Below are 17,323 nucleotides of genomic sequence, written 5' to 3' on the forward strand. Positions count from 1 at the left end.
CAAAGAGACCCGTGCTGGAACCCCTAGCAAAGGATATGCAGTGAGCGCTAACGGTTTTTTCGACCAAGGTGAGCTGGTTGCGGTGCTGACCGCCCAACCGCTGGACCGGACGCTGGATTACAAGGCGCCCGAGGGCGGGTGTTTTCTGGGCGCGTTTGTCGAGGTGCCGCTGGGTCCGCGCAAGGTGCTGGGCGTGGTTTGGGGGCCGGGGCAGGGGGGATTTGACCTAAGCAAGGCGCGGTCGGTCATCCGCGTGCTTGAGGTTGCGCCGATGCGCGAAGAAATGCGCGTGTTTCTGGGCAAGGTGGCCGATTACACGCTGACGCCGATGCCCGCGATGCTGCGGCTGGCGACCCGCGCGCCGGGCTTGGGTGATCCGCCGTCGATGCGCAAGGTTTATCGGCTGGGCAACGGTCAGCCGGACCGGATGACCGACGCGCGCACCCGCGTGCTGGAGGTCTTGCGCGACTATGGCGGGCTGGCGTTTACGCTGAAAGAACTGGCGGAACAGGCCGGGGTGACATCCTCGGTCGTCAAGGGGCTGGTGAAACAGGGTGCCGTGCGCGAAGAGGACAGCCCGCGCGATCTGCCCTATCCGCATCTGGACCCTGACCGCCCCGGAAAAGACCTGACCAAAGATCAGGCGGCGGCAGTTACCAGATTGCAGGCGGGGCAACGCACCGGCGACTATGGCACCACCTTGCTGAAGGGCGTGACAGGATCAGGCAAGACCGAGGTCTATCTGGAAGCCGTGGCCGAGGCGCTGCGGATGGGGCGGCAGGCGCTGGTTCTGCTGCCCGAGATCGCCCTGACCGCTGAATTCCTGACGCGGGTCGAGGCGCGGTTTGGCGCGCGCCCCGCAGAATGGCATTCGGGCGCGACCATGACCGAACGCCGCCGGGTCTGGCGGATGGTCGGGCAGGGCGATGCGCAACTGGTTGTCGGTGCACGGTCGGCGCTGTTCCTGCCGTTTCGCGATCTGGGGTTGGTGGTGGTCGATGAGGAACACGACACATCCTACAAGCAGGAAGACGGTGTGCATTACAGCGCCCGCGACATGGCGGTTCTGCGGTCGGCCATTTGTGGCGGGCGGGTGATCCTGGCCAGCGCGACGCCGTCGCTGGAAAGTTGGGCCAATGCCGAGGCGGGCAAGTATGAGCGCATCGACCTGACCTCGCGCTTTGGCGATGCGGTCCTGCCCGAGATGAAGCCGATCGACATGCGGGCCGAGCAGATGCAGCCGGGAACGTGGATTTCCCCGTCGCTGCGGCAGGCGGTCCGGCAACGGATCGAACGGGGCGAACAATCGCTGCTGTTCATCAACCGGCGCGGCTATGCCCCGGTGACATTGTGCCGGGCGTGCGGGGAACAGATCGCCTGTGATCATTGCGATGCGCGGATGGTCGAACACCGGTTCCTCAAGCGGCTGATGTGCCACCAATGCGGTGAGACCAAACCGATGCCCGATGCCTGCCCGTCCTGCGGGGTCGAGGGCAAGCTGGCCCCGGTCGGGCCGGGGATCGAACGGTTGGCGGAAGAGGCCGAGGCAACCTTTCCCGACGCCAGGATCGCGATGCTCAGCTCTGATCTGTTCGGCTCGGCGCGGGCGCTGAAGGCCAAGATCGAAGAAATTGCCGAAGGCGATGCCGATATCATCATCGGCACACAACTGGTGGCCAAGGGGCACAACTTTCCCAAGCTGACGCTGGTGGGGGTGATCGACGCCGACCTGTCGCTGCATGGGGCGGACTTGCGCGCGGCTGAGCGGACGTTTCAACTGATGCGACAGGTCGCGGGCCGCGCGGGGCGGGCGGACAAGCCGGGGCAGGCGCTGTTACAGACCTTTCAGCCCGAACACCCTGTGATCCGGGCGATTCTGTCTGGTGACGAAGAAGGGTTCTGGAAGGCCGAGGCCGCCGGGCGGCAGGCCGCCGGGGTGCCGCCCTATGGGCGCATGGCCGGGATCGTGCTGTCAGGCCCCGAGGTCGCGCCGGTTTTCGATGTGGGCAATGCGATGGCCCGCAACGACGCGCCATTGCGCGAGATTGGCGCGCAGGTCTTTGGTCCGGCCCCGGCACCGATTGCGCGTATCCGGGGGCGGCACCGCGTGCGCCTGCTGGTCAAGGCCCCCAAGGGGGCGCCCATTCAGGATGCCATCGCCCGCTGGATCGCCCCCTTGCGCCTGAAAGGTGATATTCGCCTGACCGTCGATATCGACCCGCAGAGTTTCTACTGACCCTGCACCAATGCAGAGCGACTGTGCATTGCGCTCTTGCCTCTCGCCAAGCGGCGAAAATGGGCGTAGAGGGGTCTCATGCTGAAACCCATGCCCCTGTCCGAGGCGCGGTCCCTTCCGTTCTGGCGCCGCCCCGTAACGCTTTTGTTCGTGATGGCGCTGACCATGCCCATCGCGTTCAACGCGTGGAGCGCGCTGCTGAACAACTTTGTCATCGAGGTGGCGAATTTCGATGGCGCTGATATCGGCCTGCTGCATACCGTGCGGGAAATTCCGGGCTTTCTGGCCGTTGGCGTGATCGCGGTGATCATCTTTGTCCGCGAACAGGTTCTGGCGATGATCTCGTTGATGATGCTGGGTGTGGCAACGGCAGTGACCGCGTGGTTTCCCAGTCTGGGCGGGCTGCTTTTCGTGACCTTGTTCAGCTCGATCGGGTTTCACTATTACGAGACGGTCAACCAGTCGCTGCAATTGCAATGGCTGCCCAAGGACCGCGCGCCGCAGGTGCTGGGCTGGCTGGTGGCCATGGGGTCGGCCTCGACGCTGGTGGTCTATGGGCTGATCGTCCTGACCTGGGAACGGTTCGACCTGTCCTATGACCTGGTGTTCATGGCCGCAGGCGGAACGACCGCTGTGCTGGCATTGTTGTGCCTGATTGCCTATCCGCAATTCGATGCGCCGACGCCGCAGACCAAGAAACTGATCCTGCGCCGCCGTTACTGGCTGTATTACGCGCTGCAATTCATGGCCGGGGCGCGGCGACAGATTTTCGTTGTTTTCGCAGGCTTCATGATGGTCGAAAAATTCGGGTTCGAAGTGCACGAACTTACCAGCCTGTACCTGATCAACCTGGTGATCAACATGGCGGCCGCCCCGATGCTGGGCAAGGCCGTTGCAAGGTTCGGCGAGCGCCGCACACTGATCTTCGAATATACCGGGCTGGCCATCGTTTTTGCGGCCTATGGCGGCATCTACTGGTTTGGATGGGGTGTCCTTCTGGCGGCGACCCTATATGTCATCGACCATGTTCTTTTTGCGCTGGCCTTGGCGTTGAAGACCTATTTTCAAAAGATCGCCGACCCGGCGGATATTGCCCCGACGGCGGCGGTGGCCTTTACCATCAACCATATCGCGGCGGTGTTCCTGCCCGCGCTTCTGGGGCTGCTCTGGGTCGTTTCGCCCGGTGCGGTATTTGCACTGGCCGCCTGCATGGCGTTCGTTTCGCTGGCGCTGTCCTTGCTGATCCCGCGCCACCCCGAACCCGGCAACGAGACCATCTTTTCAAAATACGCACCGGCACCTGCGGAATAGACACCAGCGCTTGACCTTGGGGCCCGTCCGCCCTAGGCGCTGTGTCAACCTGTACAGGAGGCCCCGATGCCCACATTTACCGCCCTTACCACCCTGACCGGCAAGGCCGCAGCCGAAGGCCTGGGCGAGGCGATGGAGCGTTTGGCCCCCGAGCCCACCGGCATCGGCGTCTTCGAGGTCGAGGACGGATCGGGCCTGTGGGAGGTCGGCGGATATTTCACCGAAACCCCGGACGAAACGGCGCTGGCCGTTCTGGCCGCGGCATTCGACGCCAAACCCTTTGTAGTCTCGGAACTGCCCGAAACGGATTGGGTCGCCCATGTGCGCCGTGAACTCGCCCCGGTCGAGGCCGGGCGGTTCTTTGTCTATGGCAGCCATGACGCGGATAAACTGCCCGACGGGCGTATCCCGCTGCTGATCGAGGCCGCTATGGCCTTTGGCACCGGTCATCACGGCACCACGCTGGGATGCCTGAAGGCGCTGGATCACCTGCTGGATCAGGGGTTCACTGCGAATAGCGTCGCCGATATCGGCTGCGGAACCGCCGTGCTGGCAATGGCGGCGGCACGCGTCTGGGACGGAACAATTCTGGCCAGCGATATCGACCAGGTCGCCGTCGACGTGGCCGAGGCCAACCTGAAGGCAAACGGCATGTCCGGGGCCGTGCGCTGTGTCGAGGCTGCGGGTTTCGACCATCCCGACCTGCAATCCGCAGCACCCTATGACCTGATATTTGCCAATATCCTCAAGGGACCGTTGGTGGCTTTGTCGCCTGACCTGTCAGAGAATCTCCGGCCCGGCGGGCACGCGATCCTATCGGGAATCCTCAATGAACAGGCCGATGATGTCGTGGCTGTTTATCTGCAAAACGGGTTCAATCTGACCCAGAAAGACCTGATTGGTGAATGGACGACGCTAATCTTAACGAAACAGGGCGCAAATTAGGCCATTTGCAGGAGTTTCGTGGATTTCTGCCTCGGTTTTGACGCATTCTATGCGTACCGTCCTCTAATTCGCTAGAGGGGGCGGTTTTCGGAGGCTGCCATGACTGGGAAACAACTGGAATTTGATCAGCGCGTTCATCGCCTGAACAAAAAGCACAGGAAGATGACACGGGGCTATCGCGCGACGATGCGCAAGGATGGCCTGGTCGTCATGAAACCGCAACGCATGCGGTCCGCCGTTCCTGTTAAGGTTCTTTTGCTGTGCCTGCTTGGGTTTTTCGCCTTCAAGGCGTTCCTGTTGTCCAGCCTCGGGCCGTCGGGCTATCAATACAGGATCGACAGCTTGAACGGCGGAACGTCGGTCGAACAGGCCGGTGCCTGGATCATGCAGATTGATCCGGTGACAGAAATTCTCTCAGTCCAGTTGAACAAAGTCCTCTACTGAGGTCTGGACCGAAAAAAAACACCGCGCGCCATAAAGCCCGCGGTGTTTTTTTGCCCGGGCGTTCCTGCCCGGACATGTGTTAGGCGTCAGGTTCAGCGCCCGAAATCAGCGACGGTTTCGATGTCGCCACGGCACAGCCCGATATCTTCCAGCTCGCGGTCAGTCAGGCTGCTCAGCACGTTGCGCGTAACGCGGGCGTCATTCCATTCGACAATGGTGTTTACCATCGCGACAAAAGTTGCGCCGATACGGCCGGCAAGGCCGAACGATCCGGTGGTGGTGCGGGTGGTGTCCAGTACAGCCATATCCTGTTTCCTTCTGGTTCGAGTGACGTTTTTGTGGTCGAGTCAATTCGGCCATCTAGTGGCCCGGAAATGTGACCACAAGTGCATTTTTTGCATGCGTCCCATGCAAAAAATGCATTGCTGAAAACTCGTGTAAAACCCTTAAAAAATTGATGAAATTTGGTTTAACTTGGGGTCGTTTTCAGATCATTCCGGGTCGCTGTTTGACCATTCTGTCGCCTATGGGACAGGTCTGTCGTTTTTGGGTTGTGGGTCAATTCGCTTGGAAAATGTTCATGCTTCGTGCTAATCGAAGTGAAAAGATCACATGAACCCGAGCAGACCAAGGCAAAGCATGCGAATTCTGGGCATTGATCCGGGGCTCAGGACCCTGGGATGGGGCGTCATCGAATCGCATGGCAGCCGCCTGAGCCATGTGGCCAACGGTTTGTGCAAATCAGATGGGGATGATCTGGGCGAGCGGCTGCTGTCGCTGCACAACCAGATTGTCGAAGTCATAGCCGAACACAGGCCGGACCAGGCGGCAATCGAACAGACATTTGTCAACAAGGACGGGGCGGGCACGCTGAAGCTGGGCCAGGCGCGCGGCGTGGCGTTGCTGACACTGGCGCAGGCCGGGCTGCCGGTGGGCGAATATGCCCCCAACAGGGTCAAGAAAACGGTTGTGGGCGTTGGCCATGCCGAAAAAGAACAGGTGCTGCACATGGTCAAGCTGCAACTGCCGGGATGTCAGCCCAAGGGCGCGGATGCGGCGGATGCGCTGGCGATTGCCATCTGTCATTCATATTACGGTGCCGCGCCTCGGGCGCGGATGAAAGAGGTGCGGGCATGATCGGAAAGCTGACGGGGCGGCTGGATTACCGGGCGGCGGATCATGTGCTGATCGACGTGCGCGGGGTCGGGTATATCGTTTATTGTTCCGACCGCACCATGGCGGCCCTGCCCGGGGTCGGCGAGGCGGTCTCGATCTATACCGACATGGTGGTGCGCGAGGACCTGATGCAGTTGTACGGGTTCCTGTCCCTGATCGAGAAGGAATGGCATCGCTTGCTGTGCTCGGTGCAGGGGGTTGGTGCCAAGGTATCTTTGGCCATTCTCAGCGCCCTGGGCCCGGATGGGGTCAGCCGGGCTATTGCGCTGGGCGACTGGGGTGCCGTCAAGGCTGCCAAGGGTGTAGGGCCCAAGACGGCGCAACGGATCGTGCTGGATCTCAAGGACAAGGCGCCGGGCGTCATGGCCATGGGCGGCACCGTGACCGAGGCGATGGATGGCCCCGCCGCAGATGTCGTCGAGACACCCGGCCCGGTCGCCGCGCCAAAGCGGGCGGTGACGGCGGCGCCAGGTGGCGCTGCGGCATCGGCCGGGGCGTTATCGGCCCTGTCCAATCTGGGCTATGGCGCGTCCGAGGCGGCCTCGGCCGTGGCCGAAGCAGCAGCACAGACCCCGGATGCGGGCGAGGCGGATCTGATCCGCGCGGCGTTGAAGCTGCTTGCGCCGAAAGGGTGAATGAATGGTAGATGCAGACCCCACCCTGCGCCCGGATCCGCTGCCCGAGGACAATGACCGCGCTTTGCGCCCGCAAGGTCTGGACGAGTTCATCGGCCAGGCCGAGGCGCGGGCCAACTTGCGCGTCTTTATCCAATCCGCCCGCCAGCGCGGCGAGGCAATGGATCACACTTTGTTTCACGGCCCGCCGGGGTTGGGAAAGACCACGCTGGCGCAGATCATGGCGCGCGAGTTGGGGGTGAATTTTCGCATGACATCGGGGCCGGTTCTGGCCAAGGCGGGGGATTTGGCGGCAATCCTGACCAATCTTGAATCGCGGGACGTGTTGTTTATCGACGAAATTCATCGGTTGAACCCGGCTGTAGAAGAGGTGCTGTATCCGGCGATGGAGGATTTCGAGCTGGATCTGGTCATCGGCGAGGGCCCGGCCGCGCGGACGGTGCGGATCGAGTTGCAGCCTTTTACCCTGGTTGGTGCGACCACCCGCATGGGGCTTTTGACCACGCCCCTGCGCGACCGGTTTGGTATCCCGACACGTTTGCAGTTCTATACGGTTGAAGAGCTGCATGAGATTGTCACCCGCAATGCCCGAAAGCTGGGCGCGCCCGCCGATGATGACGGCGCGCGCGAGATTGCGCGGCGGTCGCGCGGAACGCCGCGGATCGCGGGGCGGTTGCTGCGCAGGGTCGTTGACTTTGCCATCGTCGAGGGTGACGGGCGGATCACCCGCGAACTGGCCGACGGTGCGCTGACCCGTCTGGGGGTGGACAACCTGGGGCTGGACGGCGCTGACCGCCGATACCTGCAATTGATTGCCGAAAACTATGCCGGCGGGCCCGTTGGTATCGAGACGCTTTCGGCGGCCCTGTCGGAAAGCCGGGACTCGCTGGAGGAGGTCATCGAGCCTTTCCTGTTGCAGCAAGGGCTGATCCAGCGCACGCCGCGGGGGCGGATGCTGGCGCAAAAGGCCTGGACGCATCTTGGGATGGCTGCGCCCAAGGGTCAAAACGATCTGTTCGGTTGAAGCCGGGCGCCAGAAATTTTATGCCTTCGGCGAGAGTATTTGTGAAAAAGATGAAGGATAGCGCGTGACGCCCGACGAGATAGAAGCGCTGTTTACCCGGGAAAGCGGAGAGTTCCTGTTTGCGCGTTGGGGGCGGCCGATCGCGCCGATTGTTTTTGGCGTCGAGGAAGAAACCCTGGCGATTGTCAAAGGGGCGTTCGAGGCGGTCGTGGCGCTGGCCGGCCACAAGTTGACGGAAACCGACCCGGAACTGGGTGCGAACTGCATGGTGTTCTTTTTCCGGGATTGGCGGGAATTGCCCCAGGTGCCCGACCTTGATCGGCTGGTGCCCGACCTGGGCCCGCTGGTCGAGCGGCTGATTGCGGCTGAGGCCAACCAGTACCGCGTATTCCGGTTCGAGGAGGATGGCGCGATCCGGGCTGCCTTTGTGTTTCTGAAGATGGACAAGGACATGTCCCGGCTGCCGGCGGAAACCCTGGCGCTGAGCCAGGTCGTGCAAACGATCCTGCTGTGGTCGGATACGGCCTTTCGGGACGCCTCGCCATTGGCGGTTGCGGCCGGGGCGACCATTCTCAGGCCGGACATAGCAGAACTGATCCGCGTGGCGTATGATCCGGTTTTGCCTGCTGCGGCCAATGATCCGGCGCATGCTTTGCGGTTGTTTGCCAGGCAGGAGCAGGTGCCATGACACATGAATTTCCGATCCGGGTCTATTACGAAGACACGGATATGGGCGGGGTTGTCTATCATGCGAATTACCTGCGCTATATCGAACGTGCCCGATCAGATTGGGTGCGCAACCTTGGCAATGACCAGAATGCCATGCGCGAGGCCGGGGTCGTCTGGGTGGTGCGCCGGGTCGAGGCTGAGTATCTGGCCTCGGCAAAATTCGATGACGAACTGGTTGTCGAAACCGAGCTTGTCGCAATAACCGGCGTGCGGTTGACGATGGCGCAGGTCATCCGGCGGGGAAGCGACACGATTTTTCGGGCCTCGGTCACGGCGGTATGTGTGGGCAGCAATGGCCGCCCCGTGCGGCTGCCGGCAGAGATTCGCGCATTGATGTAACAAAACCATCAGCAGGGGTGGTTCTGTTGGCAATTCGTGCCGATCTGCGGTAGCGTCTGGCAAAACAAGGCCAAACGAACGGCCGTCAGGCAAAACAAAGAGCAGGTTCATGGAAGCTGAAACGCTGGCGCTGGCGCAGGAGATCGATTTCTCCATGTGGGGGCTGTTTGCCCGCGCAACCTTTATCGTCAAGGTGGTGATGCTGATCCTTGTGATCGCATCCTTCTGGTCTTGGTCGATCATCATTCAAAAGCTAATCACCTACAGGTCGGCCCGGCGCGAGGCGCAGGTTTTCGACGAGGCGTTCTGGTCCGGCAATCCGTTGGATGAGCTGTTCGAAGAAATAGGCTCGCGGCCCGATGGGAGTTCCGAGAAAATTTTTGCGGCCGGAATGATCGAATGGCGCAGATCGCATCGTACGGATGGCGGGCTGATTGCCGGGGCGACGGCGCGGATCGACCGGTCGATGGATGTAGCGATCGCGAAAGAGGCCGAGGTCCTGCAAAAAGGTCTGCCCATTCTGGCGACCGTCGGGTCGACGGCCCCGTTTATCGGCCTGTTCGGGACGGTTTGGGGCATCATGAATGCCTTTATCGAAATTGCCGAGCAGCAAAATACCAACCTTGCCGTTGTGGCGCCGGGCATCGCCGAGGCTTTGCTGGCGACGGGGCTTGGGCTTTTGGCGGCGATCCCGGCGGTGATCTTCTATAACAAGCTGAGCGCCGACAGCGACCGTATCGTTTCCGGCTACGAGGCATTTGCCGACGAGTTCGCCACCATCCTGTCGCGCCAGTTGGACAGCTGAAATGGGTGCGGCGGTCCAGCAATCGGGGGACAATGGCCGGCGGCGCGGGCGGCGGCGCGGGCGGGCCAGGCCGATGGCCGAAATCAACGTGACGCCCTTTGTGGACGTGATGCTGGTGCTGTTGATCATTTTCATGGTGGCTGCGCCTCTTTTGACGGTCGGGGTGCCGGTGGATCTGCCCAAGACGGCGGCAAGTGCCCTGCCGGGGGATAACGAAGAACCGTTGACCGTGACGCTGACCGCCGATGGCCGGGTTCAAATCCAGACGACCGATGTGGCGCGTGCGGACCTGATCGGGAAATTGCGGGCTATTGCCGTCGAACGGACCAGCGACCGCGTGTTCCTGCGTGCAGACGGCGCGATCCCTTATGCCCAGGTCATGCAGGTCATGGGGGCGTTGAATGCGGGCGGGTTTTCGAATGTGGGCCTGGTAACCGATACCGGTGGTCCGACATTGGACGAAGGTGGAGAGTGAGGCCGCGCTTTGCAGACCGGCACCAAGATCTCGGCGATCGCCCATGTAAGCTTGATCGGGTGGGCGTTGTTCGGCGGCACCTTCCGGTCCGAGCCGCTTCCTATGGCTGTTCAGGACGTGTCCGTGGTCACGGTCGAGCAGTTCGCGGCGATGACCGCCCAGAAAGATGCGCCTGAATTGGCACCTGCGCCGACCGAGCTGGACCAACCCGCTGAACAGGCCGGAACACCGGATGCCATAGAACCGCTGCAACAGGAGGCGCCGCGCCAGGAACCTGTGACGCCCGCCGAACCCACGGCCGAACCCGAGCCGGACCCGGTCGAAACCCCGCCCGAGCCCGAAGTGGTTGAACAACCCGCAACCCTGCCCGAGCCTGAACCCGAAGTGGCCGCCCTGCCAGAGCCGCCCGGGCCAGAGGCGCAGCCGCGCCCCGCCGACAAGGTCGCGCCGGAGCTTATTGTGCCGCCCCCGCCGGACGTCAAACCCGACGATGTCGAAACGCCTGCCGTTTCGCTGGACGAAGGGGCCGAGGTTCAGCAGGAACAACAGGATCAGACAGCCCCCGAAGAGGCCACCGACGAGATCGTCACAGAGGCCGAGGAAACACCAGAGCTGTCCCCGCGCGCATCGCCGCGCCCGCCTGCCCGCCCAAGCCGCCCCGAACCGGCGCAGGAACCACAGGTGGCCGAAACGCCCGAGCCTGCGCCAGAGACCACGCAAGAGCCGGCCCAAAGCGATCAGGGGGCGATAAACGATGCGCTGGCCGAAGCTTTGGGCGGCGCTCAGGAACCTTCGGGCCCACCGCTGACCAGCGGCGAAAAGGACGCGATGCGCCTTGCCGTATCGCAGTGCTGGAACGTGGGATCGTTGTCCACCGACGCGCTGAGCACGGTCGTTGTGGTGGGCTTTTCGCTCAACCGTGACGGCACGGTTGTCGGGGGAAGCCTGACCATGCTTGACAGCTCTGGCGGGTCGGCAGGCGCCGCGAAACAGGCCTATGAGGCTGCCCGGCGCGCAATTCTTCGCTGTGGAGCGAAGGGATATGATTTGCCTGCTGACAAATACGCCCAGTGGCAGAATATTGAGATTACATTCAATCCCGAGAGGATGCGGATCAAATGATGAGACTTTTGACCAGCCTGTTTGTTGGCATGACGCTGTTGGCGGTGCCCGTTTTCGCCCAGAACGGACCGTTGCGTCTTGAGCTGGACGAGGGGATCATCGAGCCCCTGCCATTTGCGGTGCCAACCTTTGTGCCCGACACCCCGGCAGCCGCGCAATATGCCAATGACATTTCGCGGGTCATTTCGGCGGACCTGACGGGGACGGGGCTGTTTCGCGAGATTGCGCCCGATGCATTCATCAGCCGCGTCAGCAGCTTTGACGCTCCGGTCCAGTTCGCGGACTGGAAAGCAATCAACGCCGAGGCTCTGGTCACCGGGGCCGTCAATGTCTCGGGCAAGAAACTGACGGTGCGGTTCCGCGTATGGGATGTGTTCTCCGGGCAAGAACTGGGCAACGGCCTGCAATTCGCGGGCACCACCGATGGCTGGCGGCGCATGGCGCATAAAGTTGCCGATCAGGTCTATTCCCGCGTTACCGGCGAGGGGGGATATTTCGACAGCCGGGTTGCCTATGTGTCCGAAAGCGGCCCCAAGGATCAGCGCAAAAAGCGCTTGGCAATCATGGATTACGACGGCGCAAACGTGCAGTACCTGACCGACAGCGCGGCGATTGTTCTTGCGCCGCGGTTTTCACCGTCAGGGGACCGGCTGTTGTATACCAGCTATGAAAGCGGCCGTCCGCGCATCTATGTTCTGGATGTCGGCCGGGTCAAGCGGCAGGAGTTGAAGACGCAGGAAGGCACGATGAGCTTTTCGCCGCGGTTTTCACCTGACGGTCAGTCCATCGTCTATTCGCTGGCGCAGGGCGGCAATACCGATCTGTGGAAGATGGATTTGGGCTCGGGGCAAAGCACGCGCCTGACGAATACGCCGTCTATCGAAACCGCGCCCAGCTATTCGCCCGATGGGTCCCGGATTGTCTTTGAAAGCGATCGTTCGGGTACGCCGCAGCTTTATATCATGCCCGCCCAGGGCGGCGAGGCGACGCGCATCAGCTTTGGGCAGGGGCGGTATGGCACCCCGGTCTGGTCGCCGCGCGGCGATTTGGTGGCGTTCACCAAGCAGAACAAGGGCCGGTTTCACATTGGCGTGATGCGCACGGATGGCAGCGAAGAACGCCTGCTGACCGCATCTTTCCTGGACGAGGGGCCGACATGGTCTCCGAACGGGCGCGTCATCATGTTCACGCGTGAAACGCAGGGGGCAAGCGGCCGGTCGACGTTGTATTCCGTGGATATATCGGGCCGCAACCTGAGGCCGGTGCGCACGCCTGACGGCGGCAGCGATCCTTCCTGGGGGCCCTTGCAGAATTGACCGATCCCACAGGCGGGCGACGTTCACAAGCCCCGGGCGGTATGATAGAAAGACGGCAATAAACAAACGGGACAAGAGGCAAACTGGCATGAATGTTTTGGGCAAATTCGCAGCACTGGGCGCGCTGGCACTGATCGCCGCCTGTACAAACAACGATCCATCAACCTTGGGCGGCGGCGCGGGCGGCAATGGCGCAATCGTGCCGGGGTCACCAAGTGACCCGCGTTCACCGGCCTATTTCCAGCAGGCGGTGGGTGACAGGGTCCTGTTCCTGGTGGATCAGTCGACCCTGACACCAGAGGCCCAGACGATCCTGCAAGGGCAGGCGGACTGGCTGTTGGCCAACACGGATTACGTGGCGACGATCGAAGGGCATGCCGACGAACAGGGCACGCGTGAATACAACCTTGCGCTGGGTGAACGCCGCGCCAACGCCGCCCGCGAATACCTGATTTCGCGCGGTGTGGCCGGCAACAGGTTGCAGACGGTCAGTTTTGGCAAGGAACGGCCGATCGAAATTTGCAGCACCGAGGAGTGTTACTCCAAGAACCGCCGTGCGGTAACGGTGCTGACCGGATCAACCACGGGGTAACAAGATGCGAATTGCGGGTTTGGTTCTGGCGGCGGCTCTGACCGTCGCCGGTGTTGCACAGGCGCAGGATCAGCAGACGCTGGCCGATATCCGTCAGGAACTGACGGTTCTGCATGTCGAGATTCAGCGGCTCAAGCGCGAATTTTCGACCACCGGTTCCCCCGCGCCGAACCTGTCGGGCAGTTCGGTTCTGGAACGGGTCGACGCGATCGAGGCCGAACTGCAGCGGCTGACACGTCAGACCGAGCAGTTGAACCAGCGCGTGCAGAACATCGTCGCGGACGGCACGAACCGGATCGGTGACCTTGAATTCCGGCTGGTCGAACTTGAAGGCGGCGATCTGAGTACCCTGGGCGAGACCTCGACACTGGGCGGCGAAGACACGGGGACAACGGCGGTTGCGCCGACCCCGGAAAACCCGTCTGTCACCGAGCAGAGCGAACTTGCGATTGGTGAACAGGCCGATTTCGATGCCGCCGCGCAGGCGCTTGAGGCCGGTGACTTTCAGGCGGCGGCTGAGAAGTTCACGCAGTTTGACCAGGCCTATCCCGGCAGCCCGCTGGCCGCCGAGGCCAATCTGAAACGCGGGCAAGCTCTCGAAGGGTTGGGCGATACCCGTGAAGCCGCGCGCGCGTTCCTGGCCAGTTTTACCGGCGATTCCGAAGGTCCGGCAGCCCCGGTTGCGCTGTTTGAACTGGGGGCTGCGCTGGGCCGATTGGGGCAAACAGATCAGGCCTGTATCACCCTGGGTGAGGTCGGCGTCCGGTTTCCTGCGTCCGAGGCCGTTTCGTCGGCCACTCAGGAAATGGCATCGCTGGGCTGTACTTGAGCTCTGATCTGGCAACGCTGAGTGCCGAAATCCGCGCAGGACTGCCCGAGACTTTGCCAAAGCGCCTTGGCATCGCGGTCTCTGGCGGCGGCGATTCGATGGCGTTGCTGTACCTGCTGTCCGAGATCGCGCGGGCCGAAGGGGTCGCGCTGTGCGCGGCCACAGTAGATCACGGGTTGCGCCCGGATTCTGCCGACGAGGCGGCCGGTGTCGCGGCGGTTTGCGCCAGCTTGGGTGTTTCCCATGACGTGTTGGTCTGGACCGGATGGAATGGCGCGGGAAACCTTCAGGATCAAGCCCGCCGCGCCCGTTATGGTCTGTTGACCGACTGGGCCGCGCGCCGGGGCGTTTCGGCAATCGCCCTGGGTCATACGGCAGATGACCAGGCCGAAACGCTGCTTATGAGGTTGGGCCGCGCCGCCGGGGTGACCGGGTTGGCCGGTATGGCAGCGCGGCGCGAACAGGACGGCATCGAGGTGCTGCGCCCGATGTTGTCGATCACCCGCGCGCGTCTGCGGGCCTATCTGACAACAAGCGGTAAATCCTGGGTCGAGGACCCGTCGAATCATGACGAGAGATTTGACCGGATCAGAGCGCGCCGTGCGTTGGACGGGCTTGGTCCCCTGGGGATCACGCCCGAAGCGCTGTCGCGCGTCGCGGAAAATCTGGCGCGGGCGCGCGACGCATTGGACCAGTATGCGCAAGTTTCCGCCCGCGACGTGACCATGGTAAAGGATGGCGATGTGGTGATCGACCGCGATGGCTTTGCCCGGCTGCCCGATGAAATCCGGCGCCGCATCGTGGTCGCCATTGTCAGGTGGATTGCAGGCGGCGACTATCCCCCCCGTCAAACCGCGCTGGACCAGGCGCTGGCCGCGCTACAGGCCGGATCGGCCGGTACATTGGGCGGGTGCCTTTTGATCCCTGATGGCGACAGGACCTGGTTTTGCCGGGAACTGAATGCAGTCAAACACGAAATCTGCCATCCCGGCACCGTTTGGGATGCGCGCTGGGTTCTGACCGGCCCCGATCACCGGGGCGTCGAGATTCGGGCGTTGGGCGATGACGGCATCCGGCAACTGCCGGATTGGCGGGCCGTGGGCAAACCACGCGGGGCCTTGATGGCCTCGCCATCAGGCTGGAGAGGGGGCGAACTGGTCTGCGCCCCGCAGGCTGGCTTTGCCAATGGCTGGCTTGCCGCACCACACCCGCAAATGCCCGAGTTTTACGCATCCATTTTATCGCATTGAACCTGCCTCAATCATCTCTATTTTAAGTACAACCCGGCAGATCCCCATCTGCCGAGAATTTTTGGGAGATTTTCCTTGGGCAACGCTCGTAATATCGCCTTCTGGGTTGTTCTGTTCCTGCTGATCCTGGCCCTGTTCAATTTGTTCAGCGGTCCTGGCGGAACACTCCAGAGCAATGAAAAAACCTATTCCGATTTTGTCAGCTCGGTTCAGGCGGGGGACGTCAAGAACGTCACGCTTGATGGCGAGCAGATTCGGTACACCACCGGTTCCGGAGGCACCTATGTCACAATCAAGCCCGGCGATGCCGAGGTGACCAAGCTGCTGATCGACGAAAACATCCCCGTGCGGGCGGAAAAGCAGCAGCAATCCGGTTTTCAGTCTTTCCTGATCACGCTTCTGCCCTTCCTACTGCTGATCGGTGTCTGGGTCTATTTCATGAACCGGATGCAGGGCGGCGGCAAAGGCGGCGCGATGGGCTTTGGCAAGTCCAAAGCCAAGATGCTGACCGAAAAGCATGGCCGGGTGACCTTTGACGACGTGGCGGGCATCGACGAGGCCAAGGAAGAGCTGGAAGAGATCGTCGAATTCCTGCGCAACCCGCAGAAATTCAGCCGTCTTGGCGGCAAGATCCCCAAGGGCGCGCTGCTGGTTGGCCCTCCGGGCACCGGTAAGACGCTGCTGGCGCGCGCAATCGCGGGCGAGGCGGGCGTGCCGTTCTTCACCATCTCGGGTTCGGACTTCGTGGAAATGTTTGTCGGTGTCGGTGCATCCCGTGTGCGGGACATGTTTGAACAGGCCAAGAAGAACGCGCCCTGTATCGTCTTCATCGACGAGATTGACGCCGTGGGCCGCCATCGTGGCGCCGGTTATGGCGGTGGTAATGACGAACGCGAACAAACGCTCAACCAGCTGCTGGTCGAGATGGACGGTTTTGAGGCCAACGAGGGCGTGATCATTCTGGCGGCCACCAACCGCAAGGACGTTCTGGACCCTGCGCTGCTGCGTCCGGGCCGGTTTGACCGTCAGGTCACCGTGGGCAATCCCGACATCAAGGGCCGCGAAAAAATCCTGGGCGTGCACGCCCGCAAAACGCCACTGGGGCCCGATGTCGACCTGCGCATCATTGCGCGCGGCACGCCGGGCTTTTCGGGGGCCGATCTGGCCAACCTCGTGAACGAGGCCGCGTTGATGGCCGCCCGCGTCGGTCGCCGCTTTGTCACCATGGAGGATTTCGAGAACGCGAAAGACAAGGTGATGATGGGGGCCGAACGCCGGTCGATGGTTCTGACGCAGGACCAGAAGGAAAAGACCGCCTATCACGAATCCGGCCACGCCGTGGTGGGGATGACCCTGCCGCTGTGCGATCCGGTCTACAAGGCCACGATCATTCCGCGCGGTGGTGCGCTGGGCATGGTTGTCAGCCTGCCCGAGATGGATCAGCTGAACTATCACCGTGATGAATGTGAACAGAAACTGGCCATGACCATGGCAGGCAAGGCCGCCGAAGTCATCAAATATGGTGAGGATCACGTCTCGAACGGTCCGGCCGGTGACATCATGCAGGCCAGCCAACTGGCGCGGGCCATGGTGATGCGTTGGGGCATGTCGGACAAGGTCGGCAATATCGACTATGCCGAAGCGCATGAAGGCTATTCGGGAAATACCGCCGGGTTCTCGGTCTCGGCCCATACCAAGGAACTGATCGAGGAAGAGGTCAAGCGCCTGATCCAGCAAGGGTACGAGCGGGCGCATGGCATTCTGACCGAAAAGAACGAGGAATGGGAGCGTCTGGCACAGGGCTTGCTGGAATACGAAACCCTGACCGGGGACGAGATCAAACGCGTCATGAACGGCTCACCGCCCAATGACGGCGATGACGAAGGGGAAAACCCGGACCAGGGGAATGCACCCAGCGTGACCGCGATTCCCAAGACCAAGGTCAAGAAGACACCGCCCGATGGCGGCATGGAACCTGAACCGACCGCATGAACCAAGGACCCGGGATTGCCTCCCGGGTCTTTTCGTTTTGCCCTTCTATTTCGGGCAATTGGCACTAGGCTGCGGCGCAAGGGCTGTTCTTGGAGCTTGAGAG

General features: G+C 62.1%; 18 protein-coding genes. 17 read left to right on the plus strand and 1 reads right to left on the minus strand.

The features are described from left to right. Positions 1-40: 40 nt before the first annotated feature. From ACXAG8_RS11780 to ACXAG8_RS11795, 4 genes are all read left to right on the plus strand, one after another. The gene (locus ACXAG8_RS11780; RefSeq protein WP_475224687.1) at positions 41-2,236 is read left to right on the plus strand and encodes a primosomal protein N'; all 2,196 of its coding nucleotides are present in this window, start codon (positions 41-43) and stop codon (positions 2,234-2,236) included. 78 nt (positions 2,237-2,314) lie between these two features. After that, positions 2,315-3,547 carry an MFS transporter gene (locus tag ACXAG8_RS11785; RefSeq protein ID WP_475224690.1) on the plus strand — a complete coding sequence of 411 codons (1,233 nt, stop codon included), beginning with the start codon at positions 2,315-2,317 and terminating at the stop codon, positions 3,545-3,547. A gap of 66 nt (positions 3,548-3,613) precedes the next feature. After that, entirely contained in the window at positions 3,614-4,492 is an 879-nt protein-coding gene (locus tag ACXAG8_RS11790) for a 50S ribosomal protein L11 methyltransferase (protein WP_475224695.1), read from the plus strand. Positions 4,493-4,591: 99 nt separating this feature from the next. Further along, a complete protein-coding gene (locus ACXAG8_RS11795) occupies positions 4,592-4,936 on the plus strand; it encodes a hypothetical protein (protein ID WP_475224699.1) in 345 nt (114 codons plus the stop codon). A 92-nt stretch (positions 4,937-5,028) separates the two neighbouring features. On the opposite strand, the gene ACXAG8_RS11800 is transcribed toward ACXAG8_RS11795, so the two are convergent. After that, entirely contained in the window at positions 5,029-5,241 is a 213-nt protein-coding gene (locus ACXAG8_RS11800) for a DUF1127 domain-containing protein (RefSeq protein WP_475224704.1), read from the minus strand. 334 nt (positions 5,242-5,575) lie between these two features. Between ACXAG8_RS11800 and ruvC the strand changes: the two genes are divergently transcribed. The 13 genes from ruvC to ftsH all read left to right on the plus strand — a co-directional run bounded on the left by ruvC (position 5,576) and on the right by ftsH (position 17,220). After that, a complete protein-coding gene (gene ruvC / locus ACXAG8_RS11805; protein WP_475224709.1) occupies positions 5,576-6,073 on the plus strand; it encodes a crossover junction endodeoxyribonuclease RuvC in 498 nt (165 codons plus the stop codon). Then, positions 6,070-6,747 (plus strand): Holliday junction branch migration protein RuvA, encoded by a 678-nt coding sequence (gene ruvA, locus ACXAG8_RS11810; RefSeq protein ID WP_475224712.1) that lies wholly within the window; start codon positions 6,070-6,072, stop codon positions 6,745-6,747. Before ruvC ends, ruvA begins: the two co-directional genes overlap by 4 nt. A gap of 4 nt (positions 6,748-6,751) precedes the next feature. Beyond that, positions 6,752-7,771, plus strand: a complete 1,020-nt coding sequence (ruvB, locus tag ACXAG8_RS11815) for a Holliday junction branch migration DNA helicase RuvB (RefSeq protein ID WP_475224721.1) — start codon at positions 6,752-6,754, stop codon at positions 7,769-7,771. A 64-nt stretch (positions 7,772-7,835) separates the two neighbouring features. Continuing rightward, positions 7,836-8,459: a hypothetical protein gene (locus ACXAG8_RS11820; protein ID WP_475224728.1), complete on the plus strand. Its 624-nt coding sequence runs from the start codon at positions 7,836-7,838 to the stop codon at positions 8,457-8,459. Continuing rightward, on the plus strand, positions 8,456-8,839 hold the full coding sequence (gene ybgC, locus ACXAG8_RS11825; RefSeq protein WP_475224733.1) for a tol-pal system-associated acyl-CoA thioesterase: 384 nt from the start codon (positions 8,456-8,458) through the stop codon (positions 8,837-8,839). The genes ACXAG8_RS11820 and ybgC overlap by 4 nt, the downstream gene beginning before the upstream one ends. A gap of 109 nt (positions 8,840-8,948) precedes the next feature. Further along, positions 8,949-9,644, plus strand: coding sequence for a protein TolQ (gene tolQ, locus ACXAG8_RS11830; RefSeq protein ID WP_475224737.1), 696 nt, complete (start codon positions 8,949-8,951; stop codon positions 9,642-9,644). A 1-nt stretch (position 9,645) separates the two neighbouring features. Then, positions 9,646-10,119, plus strand: coding sequence for a protein TolR (gene tolR / locus ACXAG8_RS11835; protein WP_475224740.1), 474 nt, complete (start codon positions 9,646-9,648; stop codon positions 10,117-10,119). A gap of 9 nt (positions 10,120-10,128) precedes the next feature. Continuing rightward, positions 10,129-11,241, plus strand: a complete 1,113-nt coding sequence (locus tag ACXAG8_RS11840) for a cell envelope integrity TolA family protein (protein WP_475224743.1) — start codon at positions 10,129-10,131, stop codon at positions 11,239-11,241. Continuing rightward, positions 11,238-12,557 (plus strand): Tol-Pal system beta propeller repeat protein TolB, encoded by a 1,320-nt coding sequence (gene tolB / locus ACXAG8_RS11845; protein WP_475224748.1) that lies wholly within the window; start codon positions 11,238-11,240, stop codon positions 12,555-12,557. The genes ACXAG8_RS11840 and tolB overlap by 4 nt, the downstream gene beginning before the upstream one ends. 88 nt (positions 12,558-12,645) lie before the next feature. Beyond that, positions 12,646-13,149 (plus strand): peptidoglycan-associated lipoprotein Pal, encoded by a 504-nt coding sequence (gene pal / locus ACXAG8_RS11850; protein ID WP_475224753.1) that lies wholly within the window; start codon positions 12,646-12,648, stop codon positions 13,147-13,149. 4 nt (positions 13,150-13,153) lie between these two features. Beyond that, complete coding sequence (gene ybgF, locus ACXAG8_RS11855; protein WP_475224756.1) at positions 13,154-13,978, plus strand: tol-pal system protein YbgF; 825 nt, start codon at positions 13,154-13,156, stop codon at positions 13,976-13,978. Next, complete coding sequence (tilS, locus tag ACXAG8_RS11860; protein WP_475224764.1) at positions 13,975-15,228, plus strand: tRNA lysidine(34) synthetase TilS; 1,254 nt, start codon at positions 13,975-13,977, stop codon at positions 15,226-15,228. Before ybgF ends, tilS begins: the two co-directional genes overlap by 4 nt. A gap of 75 nt (positions 15,229-15,303) precedes the next feature. Next, entirely contained in the window at positions 15,304-17,220 is a 1,917-nt protein-coding gene (gene ftsH / locus ACXAG8_RS11865; RefSeq protein WP_475224767.1) for an ATP-dependent zinc metalloprotease FtsH, read from the plus strand. Positions 17,221-17,323 lie beyond the last annotated feature (103 nt).

It is taken from the genome of Ruegeria sp. ABD4_443, from assembly GCF_056160865.1.

Coding starts and splice junctions, on each gene's coding strand:
- ACXAG8_RS11790 (WP_475224695.1), top strand. CDS start 3,614: ATGCCCACATTTACCGCCCTTACCACCCTGACCGGCAAGGCCGCAGCC.
- ruvB (WP_475224721.1), top strand. CDS start 6,752: ATGGTAGATGCAGACCCCACCCTGCGCCCGGATCCGCTGCCCGAGGAC.
- ruvC (WP_475224709.1), top strand. CDS start 5,576: ATGCGAATTCTGGGCATTGATCCGGGGCTCAGGACCCTGGGATGGGGC.
- pal (WP_475224753.1), top strand. CDS start 12,646: ATGAATGTTTTGGGCAAATTCGCAGCACTGGGCGCGCTGGCACTGATC.
- ybgC (WP_475224733.1), top strand. CDS start 8,456: ATGACACATGAATTTCCGATCCGGGTCTATTACGAAGACACGGATATG.
- ACXAG8_RS11785 (WP_475224690.1), top strand. CDS start 2,315: ATGCTGAAACCCATGCCCCTGTCCGAGGCGCGGTCCCTTCCGTTCTGG.
- ruvA (WP_475224712.1), top strand. CDS start 6,070: ATGATCGGAAAGCTGACGGGGCGGCTGGATTACCGGGCGGCGGATCAT.
- tolQ (WP_475224737.1), top strand. CDS start 8,949: ATGGAAGCTGAAACGCTGGCGCTGGCGCAGGAGATCGATTTCTCCATG.
- ACXAG8_RS11795 (WP_475224699.1), top strand. CDS start 4,592: ATGACTGGGAAACAACTGGAATTTGATCAGCGCGTTCATCGCCTGAAC.
- ACXAG8_RS11800 (WP_475224704.1), bottom strand. CDS start 5,241: ATGGCTGTACTGGACACCACCCGCACCACCACCGGATCGTTCGGCCTT.
- ybgF (WP_475224756.1), top strand. CDS start 13,154: ATGCGAATTGCGGGTTTGGTTCTGGCGGCGGCTCTGACCGTCGCCGGT.
- tolB (WP_475224748.1), top strand. CDS start 11,238: ATGATGAGACTTTTGACCAGCCTGTTTGTTGGCATGACGCTGTTGGCG.
- tolR (WP_475224740.1), top strand. CDS start 9,646: ATGGGTGCGGCGGTCCAGCAATCGGGGGACAATGGCCGGCGGCGCGGG.